Raw genomic sequence first — 12,200 nt, 5'->3', positions numbered from 1 at the left:
CCTGACCGTTCATGGGGAATAATGTGGGGACGCCCAATCTCCCCACTTCAGAGACGAAGGAATAGCATGAAGACCCGCTTCGTATGCTCGGCGCTGCTTGCCTCAGCACTGGCATTCACCCCTCTGGCTGCTGCTGTAGCTGACGACCCAGCTACCGTCACCGTGGATGTGTATGGCATTACTGACTTCCACGGTCACCTCGAAAGAGTCATCCAAAAAGCCAAGGAGCCCGGCAAGCCTGACAAGGTCGTTGATCCCGGCGCGGTGACCCTGGCCTGTGAGCTGAAGAAGGCCCGCGACACCAACCCCGACCTGCTGTTCGCCTCCGCTGGCGACAATATCGGAGGCTCGGCATACACCTCCTCCATCCTCAAGGATGTGCCGACCCTTGAGGTCCTCAACGCCATGAAGTTGGATGTGTCCGCTGTGGGCAACCACGAACTTGACCTGGGCATTAAGGACCTCACTGACCGTGTCTTCCCGCTGGTAACCTTCCCTCACCTGGCAGCCAATCTCTCTGGTTCGCCTGCTTTGGACGCTCAGGGCAATGGCGGCGGCGTGTTCATTAAAGAGGTCCAGGGCGTCAAGGTGGGCTTCGTGGGTGCGCTCACTGACGAGCTGCCCTCCCTCGTCTCTCCCAGCGCCCTGGCAGGCCTGACAATCACCCCCGCCCTCGCCGCCGCCAACGCGAAGGCTACCGCTCTGAAGGACGGGGATGCCGCCAATGGCGAGGCCGACATTGTCGTCGTCCTCACTCACGAGGACGCCGCCGACCAGGCCACACAGTTCAATAAGTCCGTTGACGCGGTCTTTGCCGGCCACACCCACGTTGATTTCCTTGAGGTCGTCACCGGCAATGAGGGCAATCAGATTGCTGTCATCCAGGCTGACCATTACGGCTGGAACCTGGGGAAGGCCTCAATCAGTATTGATCCGGCGACAAAGACCATCACAGCGGTGAAGGCCGAATCCATTGACCTGCAAAAGTCAGAGTGCCTCGAGGACGCTTATGGCGTGCAGGCCATCGTGGATACGGCCGTCGCTCAGGCGAAGATCGAGGGCGGTAAGCCCCTGGCACGTATCGGGTCAGACTTCCTGCGCGGCACGAATAAGGGCACGGATCCGGGTTCGAACCGTGGCACCGAGTCCACCGCATCGAATATGCTCGCCGACTCTTTTGCCTCGTGGTTGACTGACGAGGTGTCCCACCCTGTGGCGACCCGCGTGGGTGTGATGAATCCCGGTGGCGTGCGCGCTGACCTTCTCTACGCCAAGTCGGGCGACGAGGCCACCGACGGCGTGGTGACCTTGGGCGAGGCTTACACCGTGCAGCCTTTCGGTAACGAGATGGGCTACGCGCAGCTGACCGGCGCCCAGTTCCGGGAGCTACTCGGGCAGCAGTTCCAGCCAGGTAAGGACCGCCCTGTTCTCATGCTGGGCCTGTCAAGTAACGTTGAGGTGACCCTCAATCAGAAGGCTGTGCGTGCACTTGCTGCTCTGACGGCCGCTGATGACCCGCAGATCCCTGCCCTGCGCTCAGAAGCCGTGGAGTCGGTGATGGTGGATGGCAAGGCTGTGACCGCCGACGCTCCAATCCTTGTCGCGAGCAATAGCTTCGTCCTGGAAGGTGGCGATGGATACCTTGTCTTTAAGGGCGTTCCTTTCGTCAACACCGGAACCCTTGACCGTGATGTCACGGCCATGTACCTGAACAAGTTCGCAGCTGACCCGCTGGTGGCCACCACCAAGAAGCGCCAGATTGCTGTTGAGACCGACTCGACCTTCGTGAACGGCGCCACTGACCGTCTGACGCTGTCCGTCTACGGGGCTGTCTACAGCAACGATGCGGAAAAGACCCTGGGAGCGACGACACTTGATGTGGAATTACTCGGCACGTCAATTGCGTCGGCGCCTATCGATATGACTCCCGTGGCCCTGCGTCCGGAGATGGGTACCGCCTCGATCAGCGTTGATATTCCACGCACTTCGCCCTCTCAGACCTGTGTGAAGACGCCTGGGGCTGATTGCTACCCGCTGTCCTTCGTCCTCCGCGATGCTTCTGGAAAGGAAGTTGCGCGCCGAGGCGCTGAAGCGCGAGTTCCTGACATCGCCCCGAAGGTGAGCGCGACTCCGGGGTCCGTTAAGCGCGGTGAAACCATCACCTTCGAGGCATCAGGTTTTGATCCTGGTGTTGACCTGACTTTCACGGTGCATTCGACTCCCGTGACAGCGGGTACTTCCAGGGCCAACACTGAAGGTGCAGCGTCATTGAAGTGGACAATTCCCTCCGATTTCACCGCTTCGAAGCACCGCGTCGTCGTCACCGACACGGCAGGTCACAGTGCCGAGGCTGAATTCACGGTGAGACCCGCTGATGCCACCATCACGCCGAAGGATCCTCTCACACCCAAGGCTCCATCCAAGGGCGGTAAGATCGCGCAGACCGGTTCGGTAGCTGGCTATGCGGTAGGCGCTGTGGTGCTTCTGGCAGCTATTGGTTTGACCTTCATCTTCCTGCGTCGACGCCGCTAATTGCTCGGTTGTGTGGGGCAAGGGTATTGCCCTCGCCCCACACAACTGCCACTGTTTGGCCCATTTCCACGGCGCTGTCATGCCCTTGCTTCTGCGGGTACTTGCTACATCTGAACTGCCCGATTGCAAATCAAGCACTATCACTTATAAAATGGCTTCTGGTAGCAGGAGATGCGGCGAAAGCCTATAGGCTCCCATGCGCCGACTCCGGAGGCCCCGCTCGTGCGGGGCCTTTCGCGTGGAAAGAATGGAAGCCCTATGCTCATCGCATACTTGGATGAGGTGGGAGAAACCGGCGCGTTTGTCTCACGTTCCGATTCCCGATACAAGACAAGTCCAGCGTTTGGCTACGCAGGCTTTATCCTTCCAGAACAGGCCGTTCGCACATTCAGTAGAGAGTTTCATTACGAGAAACACACGCTTTTCGCTGACCTCATTGGGGAGAATGATCCTGGGACATGGGAAGCGAAGGGGCCTTCGTTTTCCGAGAGAAAACGTCGACAGAAAACCCTCAAAACTTGCGTGTTTTTCGACATCTCGTTCGCAGGGTGACTCAGCTAGGAGGAAGACTTTTCTACTACGCAGCAGAGAAGCCCTTGGGAACCCCACGACAGACGAGTCTCGACCAGAGAGCCCGGGAAAGTGATGCGCTTAAAGAGACCCTCAATCGGGCTCTTCCCAATTGAGGGTGTATTGGTGGTGTGATCCAGGGGAGGGTGTGTTGGTGTGTGGGTAGGGGTTGAGGTCTTCCGATGATGGGAGTCATCACACCGCCCAACGGGAAGACCTCAACATGTCCAACGCTACCTTCGTCGCGCCTGATCTGACTACTTTTGCTGGCTTGGACGAGCTTGGTCTTGTCGTTACTGGCCAGCGTGTCGAGCCTGAGCGGGCGATACTGGAATGCCGCCTGGTCGAGCCTGATGACTGGTGTGGGCGGTGTGGCTGTCAAGGCTTGGCACGTGACACGGTCAAGCGCCGGCTGGCTCACGAGCCCTTTGGATGGCGTCCCACCACACTGGAAGTGCGACTGCGTCGTTACCGCTGCCAGGAATGCGCACACGTATGGCGTCAGAACATGGACCTGGCAGCTGAGCCCAGGGCACGCCTATCGAGGCGTGCGGTGCGTTGGGCGTTGGAAGCCTTGGTGTGTCAACACCTGAGCGTATCCCGCATCGCTCAGGGCCTGTCCGTGGCTTGGGACACCGCCAACGATGCTGTGCTGGCCGAAGGACAGCGCCTCTTGATCAACGACCCCGTCCGGCTTGAAGGAGTCAGAGTTATCGGCGTGGATGAGCATGTTTGGCGCCATACTCGCGCAGGTGACAAGTACGTAACCGTGGTCATCGACTTAACCCCCGTCAAGGATGGCACTGGCCCGGCCCGGCTACTCGCCATGGTCCAGGGCCGCTCCAAGCAGGCTTTCAAGGGCTGGCTGGCCCAGCAGCCCCGAGCATGGCGAGATGGCGTGGAACTGGTCGCGATGGACGGTTTTAGCGGGTTTAAAACCGCCACCACCGAGGAAATGCCCCAGGCCAGGGCCGTGCTCGATCCCTTCCACGTAGTACACCTGGCAGGCCAGGCGCTTGATGAGTGTCGTCGGCGTGTTCAGCAAGAACTACATGGACGGCGGGGACGGGCTGATGATCCCCTGTACAAGGCCCGCCGTACTCTGCACACCGGTAGCGACCTGCTCACCCCTGCCCAGCGCAAGCGTTTAGACGCGCTCTTCGCCAACGATGACCATGCCCAAGTCGAGGTGACCTGGGGTGTGTACCAGAAGATGGTGGCCGCTTACCGTCAGCCCGAGCGGGCCAAGGGCAAAAGACTCATGCAAGAACTGATCACCGCGATTTCTAGCGGCGTACCTGCCGCCCTGAGCGAGGTCATTACCCTGGGACGAACACTGAAGAAACGCGCCGGTGACATCCTGGCCTACTTCGACCATCCCAGGACCAGCAACGGCCCCACCGAAGCACTCAACGGACGCCTGGAACACCTACGCGGCTCAGCACTCGGCTTTCGCAACCTGACCAACTACATCACCCGCAGCCTGCTCGAAGCAGGCGGATTCAAACCCCAGCTACACCCTTAAATGGGAAGAGCCCTCAATCGCCTGGCCCGTTACGCGGATAGTCATGATGAGAACATCATGGTCATCATGGATTGCGTGAATGAGAAAGAGCGTTCCCGGCAAACCTCAGACATGTACGCTTAAGTGTTTTCTCGCTCCCAGGAGCATGAGGATATGCGACGGATCATAGAGGCTCCTATGCACCTGGACAGCCGCATCAGTCCGTGTATTCAGTTTGCTGATTGGGTTGCGGCCTGCGTTAATCGGGCAATCGACTACCAGCTCATCAAAGATTCACGCTTCACATGGATTCCTGACCTTGATCTAGCTGCTCTTAGACCCTTCACCTTCGAGTCTCGCCTTTTTCTCTATCGGAGTAGTTCAGGCGGTTTCCTCAAATCCGATCTATTTCATAGGCATCGTCCGCACTTTGACTCACCGACTGGGAACAGAATCGCTTCGGCTCTGCCTGAACAGGAAGAGACGCGTGTCAGAATCAAGGCCCAGATGATGGCTGTCCATAATGCTGCAATGAGACAGAGGCGAGAAAACGTATGACGAGCCTTAAGTCTTTCTCACTCGTGCTTGTGTCACACTTTTCTTCTTGAACCTGAGGTGGGTGCGCGACTCTCATCGTGCACCCACCTCATTACGTTAGCCCCCCGCCTAGAAGTCGCCGGTCATGGAGCGCACATCGAGGGCGGCGTCCAGGTCAGCTTCGGTGAGTTCGCCGCGCTCCACGTAGCCCAGGTCAATGACGGCCTCGCGGACGGTGAGGTCGTGCTTGACGGAGTGCTTGGCAATGGCGGCGGCGGCCTCGTAGCCGATGAGGCGGTTGAGCGGGGTGACGATGGAAGGCGAGGATTCTGCTAGGCGCAGGCAGCGTTCCTCGTTGGCGGTGATGCCGTCCACGCAACGCTGGGCGAGTACGCGGGAGACATTGCCGATGATGGTGATGGATTGGAGCAGGTTGGAAGCCATGACGGGCAGCATGACGAGCAGGTCGAAGTTGCCCTGAGCTCCGGCGAAGGCAATGGCTGCGTCGTTACCGATGACCTGCGCGGCGACCTGCACGGTGGCTTCGGGCAGGACGGGGTTGACCTTGCCGGGCATGATGGACGAGCCAGGCTGCAGGTCAGGCAGGTTGATTTCTCCCAGGCCCGTGCGCGGGCCAGAGCCCATCCAGCGCAGATCGTTGGCGATCTTGACCAGGGACACGGCCACCGTGCGCAGGGCTGCTGACATTTCCACGAGGGAGTCTTGCGCAGCCTGTGCTTCGAAGTGGTTGTCGGCTTCGCGCAGGGGCAGGCCGGTGTGCTGCGCAATGTGTTCGATGACGCGGGCGGAGAAGCCCTCCGGGGTGTTGATGCCGGTGCCGACGGCTGTGCCGCCCAGGGGTAGTTCGGCTAGTCGTGGCAGTGCGGCTTCGACGCGTTCAATGCCTTTGGCGATCTGGGTGGCGTAGCCGGAGAATTCTTGGCCGAGGGTGATGGGGGTGGCGTCCATGAGGTGGGTGCGCCCGGACTTGACGATGTTGGTGAATTCACTGGCCTTCGCCGCGAGGGAGTCGTGGAGGGTGTGCAGGCCAGGTAGGAGGACGTTGACGACGGCGCCGTAGGCGGCAATGTGGATGGAGGAGGGGAAGACGTCGTTGGAGGATTGGGAGGCGTTGACGTGGTCGTTGGGGTGGATGGGGAGGTCCTCGGTGGAGGCCAGGGTGGCGATGACTTCGTTGGTGTTCATATTGGACGAGGTGCCCGACCCGGTCTGGAAGACGTCAATGGGGAAGTGCTCGTCGCACTCGCCGGCGATGACGCGGTCGGCTGCGGCGACGATGGCGGCGGCTTGTGCTTCGGTGATGACGCCGAGTTCATGGTTGGTCAGGGCTGCAGCCCGCTTGATGTGTCCCAGGGCGGCGATGTGGTGGCTGTTGAGCCGCTCGCCGGAGATGGGGAAGTTTTCGACGGCGCGTTGGGTTTGTGCGCGGTAGAGGGCGTTGGTAGGAACGCGGACCTCACCCATAGTGTCGTGTTCGATGCGGTATTCGTCGGTACGCTGCTGGGACATAGCCTCTCCTTAGTGATTTTCGCAATGAGCGCCTTATCTATTGTCCCTTATTTTTACCAAAGCGGTAGGACGAAAATCCCTCCCCCTCCCCGGCCTTTCGCCCCACATCCCCGCACGTCACCCACGCATCCCACCCTCCCACCCACCACCAAACCCCGGTTTTCCGCCGAAAACGAGGGCGGCGTCGCCCTCGTCAGTCATGACAAAAGCACTGAGGGACCCCTGTCCCCCTTCCCCCCTCCGCGCCACCTACCTTTAGGGTTGCAGACACGCTGTTGCGAAACTACGGGCGTAAAGGAGCCACTCATGACTGAGTTCTTCTACGAGGACATGCTTCCCCTCGGTGAAGACACCACCCAATACCGTCTTCTCACCACCGAAGGGGTCGAAACAGTCGAAGGCCCCGACGGGCGCACCTTCCTCAAGGTCGCTCCCGAGGCGCTCTCCCTGCTAGCCGAGACCGCCCTCCACGACATCTCCCACTACCTGCGCACCGCCCACCTGCAGCAGCTGCGCAATATCCTCGACGACGAGGAAGCCTCAGCCAACGACAAGTTCGTCGCCCTTGACCTGCTCAAGAATGCCGTGATCGCCGCCGGCGGCGTACTGCCCATGTGTCAAGACACCGGCACCGCCATCGTCTCAGCCAAGCGCGGCCAGCAGGTCCTCACCGAGGGCCCCGACGAGAAAGCCCTCTCGCGCGGCATCTACGACGCCTACGTCAACCTCAACCTGCGCTACTCCCAAAACGCTCCCCTGACCATGTGGGACGAGAAGAACACCGGCAATAACCTGCCCGCACAGATTGAGATCGCCGCCGACACCAAGCCCGGCCACGAGGCAGAATACTCCTTCCTCTTCATGGCCAAGGGCGGCGGCAGCGCCAACAAGTCCTACCTCTACCAAGAGACGAAGGCCCTGCTCAACCCCGAGCGCATGATGCAATTCATCGAAGAAAAGATCCGCTCCCTCGGCACCGCAGCCTGCCCTCCCTACCACCTGGCCCTCGTCATTGGCGGCACCTCCGCCGAGTACTGCCTCAAGACCGCCAAGTACGCCTCCGCGAAGTACCTCGACGCCCTGCCCACCCACGGCGACATCACCGGCCACGGCTTCCGCGACATTGAGCTCGAAGAACAGGTCCTTGAGCTCACCCGCCAGATCGGTATTGGCGCCCAGTTCGGCGGTAAGTACTTCTGCCACGACGTGCGCGTCATCCGCCTGCCCCGCCACGGCGCCTCCCTGCCCGTCGCTCTGGCCGTGTCCTGCTCGGCTGACCGCCAGTGCAAGGCCAAGATCACTTCCGAGGGCGTATTCCTGGAAGCCCTGGACACCGATCCGGGCCGTTTCCTGCCCGAGGTCACCGACGCAGACCTGGACGCTGAGGCCTGCGGCGTGTCCTCCACCGGTAAGGGAGCGGCCGTCAAGATTGACCTCAACCGCCCAATGCCTGAGATCCTCGCTGAGTTGAGCAAGCACCCGATCAAGACGCGCGTGTCCCTCAACGGCACGATTATTGTTGCCCGCGATATTGCCCACGCCAAGATCAAGGAGCGCTTGGACGCTGGCGAGGACATGCCCCAGTACCTCAAGGATCACCCGGTGTACTACGCGGGTCCGGCCAAGACCCCCGAGGGCATGCCCTCCGGTTCTTTTGGCCCCACGACCGCCGGCCGTATGGACTCCTACGTTGACCAGTTCCAAGCTGCGGGCGGCTCGATGATTATGCTCGCTAAGGGCAATCGTTCCAAGGCTGTCACCGACGCTTGCGAGAAGCACGGCGGCTTCTACCTGGGCTCCATTGGCGGCCCCGCTGCGCGCCTGGCTCAGGACTGCATTAAGAAGGTCGAGCTGGTCGAGTACCCCGAGCTGGGGATGGAGGCCATCTGGAAGATCGAGGTTGAGGACTTCCCGGCCTTCATCGTTGTTGACGATAAGGGCAATGACTTCTTCGCTGGCACGCAGGAAGTGACCCTGACGATCGGAAAGCGCCCTGGCCTGTGAGGCCGCGCGGAGTCTGACTCTGTAGAGGGCTGGAGGCTCTGTAAAGGGCAGGGGGGCTGGTGCTGTGATGCACCAGCCCCCCTGCCCTGTCTAGTGGTCGAGGGTTCTGTGGTCGAGCCTCTTGTGGTCAGGGCTCTAGTAGGCGAGGTGAGACTTCTTTAGAGCACGGACTGTTGACGGCGACGGTACGCCGCAGCAATCGCTGCGCTTCCTAGGGCTCCGCCACCGACGAAGAGGAAGGCATCCGCGCTTGCTCCACCGGTGAAGGGGAGGGCGGGGGGTGTGATCGCGGTATTTGCGATAGCCCCAAGATCGATCTGGCTGCCCAGTTCCTGCGCACTAATGTTTCGCACGAGGGGCTGCGTGTTGCGGTGGTAGCCGATCGGAGCGACCGTTTCAGTCAGTGTGTAACGTCCAGCTTCTGTGGTGAGAATCCGGAAGTAACCTCCCCGGTGGTCCTTATCAATCCCGGTGCAGGCTTGCTGATTAGTGGCCACGCAGTCGGGGATCGCTATTGTTGCTCCGCCCTGTCGTTCCAAACGCCATTGAGCGCCTGAGAGTGTGCGACCTTGTCCGGAGGCATCTACCTTGCGCCAAATAATAGGCGTGTCATTGGGCGCGTTAGGGATAGGCGCGGGAAGAGCCACATCGATGATGCCGTTCACCATGTGGGGGAAGTGGTGCATGCGCCCATCCTTACGGAATCCGGCAGGGGCCGCGAGTTCCTGCACTGTGTAGTCTCCCCATTTCAGCGGGGTGACTTTGAAGAATCCCGGTCGATTATCTTTATCGAGGCCGCCGCAGGCGCCGCTCATGCAGTCTTCAACAGTTACGCCCGAAGGGTGCGAGGGGCCTCTGAGCGTCCATGAGCTTCCGCCCAGGTGATCCCCGGTCGCTTTATTCGTTTTTTGCCACGCAAGGCTGGCGGGTTTGGTGGTGTTCGTAATGCGACACAGGACGCGGTCAGCTTGAGCAACGGACAATCGGCCGGAGGCGACGAGGCTGCTGCTGTAGCTGTGCCCTGGAGGTTTAATAGTGCCGGGAGCCTCAGAACAGACCCACTGGCCGGCTTGATAAGCAACCGCTTCTCGGGCAGTACTGCTCTCGGTTAAGTTAAAGGTACCGGCAACAACCGGAGTCTCTACCGTTCGCCCACTACCTGTGAGAGCGTACCCATCTCCAGTAAGCCTCTGGTGCGTAAGTTTCAGAGTCCATCTGTCTGCTGGAAGCGGATTAGACGTCCAAGGAGCGCTGACAGTCTTTTCAAGGGTGACTGTGGGAACGTAGACCTTCAGCTCGTAGTCTTCAACTTCACCCGCCACAGTAACGCCAGTCGGTTTGAGTTCAGCATCGCGAGTTGCGTTCGCGATTCGTAAACGCATGAAGGTGTTTGCAGATCCGGGCTCTCCGGCAACGGAACGCTTGGCTTTCATCGGAACAGTCCATTGGAGCTCAACCTCGGAGCCGGAACATGTGGCGACATTACTGCGCTCTGCAGTGTCATCAAATACGCCGTTACGGTCCCAGTCAATCCAGCCAGCAACCTTGCCTGGCCCTTGACAGGGCACACTCACTGCGTGCGTGCCACCTAAATTAACGTTGATACCTTTCGTGCGCAAGGCCTCAGCGTTAAGCGCATCCTCGTCACTGGGCTGTTGCCCGGATTGATCATCCTGGTCAGCCCCGACACTGGCAGAGTAATGAGAATCAGCATCAATTAGTTGGCCAAGCCGAGTGGGGCCAGGTATAACCGTTGCTGGCCTTGTCTCCATAAGATTGGCACCCATATGCGCTTCATGGGTTGAGTTGTTGGCTGGTTGTCCCGCTGACCATTTGGGTTGGAAAAGGGAACCTGCAATGCCGTAGCTTGATGGCGCATCACCAAAATCAGAAGCGATCACCATGCCAAGGGCAACTGCAGAATATCCACTACCCTGCATGCGAATGGTTGCACCATTAGCGCCCTCCATAAACATCACAGCACCAGGACCGCCAACACCACTTGGTGTGCGGTAGCGGCCTTGGTTTTGGTAGACGCACTCTTTCCCACTAGGAATCAAGCGCAGAAGCTGCGTGCTGTTAATGTCAGCATCAAGGTAACTACCACGGGCGAAGGTCGGACAGCCATCGGATCGGAGGGTGTCCAGGACGCGCCATTTCGTGCCTGGGTTCCAGGCGTACGCTTGAATCCACTCGTCCCTGTCCCCACCGTCGTATGCACTTGAGGCTTCAGCATCTGCAAAAACAAGCCCGTTTAGGGGAATGTTTCTTTTTTGTCCGGAGGGCTCAACAAGCTCTGCCGAACACTGAATATTGAAGCTCACTTCCGAACTAAATCCAGAAGCTGTGTATTTCTGTCCCGCGATCGACCCATTACCGTTATAGGCATAACCATTTGCCAGGCCAATAACCATTTTATTCAAGTTGGTGTAGTGCTCGGGGTACGTCTCCCAAGAAGCCCGTACTTCACCCCCACTACTCCATTGACCGCCCTTGCCACTGTTATAAAGATTATCGAGGACGTCTCCAGCCCAGGCTCCTGGAACTGTTGCGACAAGCGGTCCTCTCGCTTGAGCGTCCGGCACTCCCGATCGCGCACTGTGGTACGTCAGGTCCGAAAGAGTGCATTGTGTCAGCAAGTAGCCTGATGTACCAAAATCTCGGTAGTTCCTCATCGTTCGCGATCTACCGTAGTGAAGAACAGGCACATCAGGGCGAGAGGTCCCCGCGAAATCGTCGTCGTAATTTCCCCATTGGAGCCACTGGATCCATTCTTTGTAGCTGCCACTACCTCCCGCTGCAAACACTGCGGGCAAAATACTGGGGTCACGAGGCACTGTGGATGTCCCACTTGGCTGGCGAGCCCGGAAGAAGCCGGAGTACCCTGTAGGCGATTTTTCAGGCTTTTTCTCGCCTGCTACCTCTGAGCCTTCATCCTTTTGAGGCACGGCTGTTTCAGCAGCAGAGCCATCCTCGGTGGCCTCGCTTGCGTCGCCAACTGGGGCGCCAGAAACATCGGGACTGCTCGCTCCCTCGTTCCCACCATCTATACTCCCGGTGCCAGCCCCGTCCTCCCAGGAGGGGACTTGCTGATCGTCCGAGGTCCCTCCAGGTTCCTGGTCGCGGGGGTTATGACCACGAATACCTGGTTCGTGGGCATCGTCCCCCTCAAGTGCGCCGCGATAGGCGTCACTCTGTGCCGATTGAGCCTGTTCTGAGTCCCGCTCAAGGGCAATGTCAATGGCGAAGGAGCTATTCAATGCTGCCAATGTACTGAGGGCAAGAAAAGCCGCAAGGGAAGATCGAAGAATACTGCGGCGCGGCTGATGAGCGCGCGCACGCAATGAAAGATCGAGCCTACTGTCTCGCTTTCCGTGCTTCACGAGGCGTTCCTTTACTTAACGGCTCACACATGATGGGATGCGCGCCGTGTGACACTGTGCGGGATTAAACCGTATGGGATAAACGATGTGGGGATGTAGGGGTCCGGCGTGAAGAAAAACCACGGACTGCAGATCTTCAT

Annotated in this window: 5 protein-coding genes; 3 read left to right on the top strand and 2 right to left on the bottom strand. The window is 59.5% G+C overall.

Going from position 1 to position 12,200, the window contains the following annotated elements:
- Positions 1–66 precede the first annotated feature (66 nt).
- Both HWX48_RS03700 and HWX48_RS03695 read left to right on the top strand, forming a co-directional pair.
- Entirely contained in the window at positions 67–2,532 is a 2,466-nt protein-coding gene (locus HWX48_RS03700) for a bifunctional UDP-sugar hydrolase/5'-nucleotidase (protein WP_175954745.1), read from the top strand.
- Between the two features lie 793 nt (positions 2,533–3,325).
- On the top strand, positions 3,326–4,627 hold the full coding sequence (locus tag HWX48_RS03695) for an ISL3 family transposase (RefSeq protein ID WP_175954743.1): 1,302 nt from the start codon (positions 3,326–3,328) through the stop codon (positions 4,625–4,627).
- A 645-nt stretch (positions 4,628–5,272) separates the two neighbouring features.
- Here the strand turns inward: HWX48_RS03695 and HWX48_RS03690 are convergent.
- Positions 5,273–6,673 (bottom strand): aspartate ammonia-lyase, encoded by a 1,401-nt coding sequence (locus HWX48_RS03690; protein ID WP_175954742.1) that lies wholly within the window; start codon positions 6,671–6,673, stop codon positions 5,273–5,275.
- A 306-nt stretch (positions 6,674–6,979) separates the two neighbouring features.
- Here HWX48_RS03690 and HWX48_RS03685 point away from each other — a divergent pair, with 306 nt between their 5' ends.
- Positions 6,980–8,677 carry a fumarate hydratase gene (locus tag HWX48_RS03685; RefSeq protein WP_175954740.1) on the top strand — a complete coding sequence of 566 codons (1,698 nt, stop codon included), beginning with the start codon at positions 6,980–6,982 and terminating at the stop codon, positions 8,675–8,677.
- Between the two features lie 158 nt (positions 8,678–8,835).
- On the opposite strand, the gene HWX48_RS03680 is transcribed toward HWX48_RS03685, so the two are convergent.
- Positions 8,836–12,060: a CshA/CshB family fibrillar adhesin-related protein gene (locus HWX48_RS03680; protein ID WP_175954738.1), complete on the bottom strand. Its 3,225-nt coding sequence runs from the start codon at positions 12,058–12,060 to the stop codon at positions 8,836–8,838.
- Positions 12,061–12,200 lie beyond the last annotated feature (140 nt).

The sequence above is a fragment of the Schaalia sp. Marseille-Q2122 genome (genome assembly GCF_903645355.1).
Taxonomy (GTDB): Bacteria; Actinomycetota; Actinomycetes; order Actinomycetales; family Actinomycetaceae; genus Pauljensenia.
Note: the sequence above shows the minus strand (reverse complement) of the source record. Positions and strands in the feature narration are given on the sequence as shown.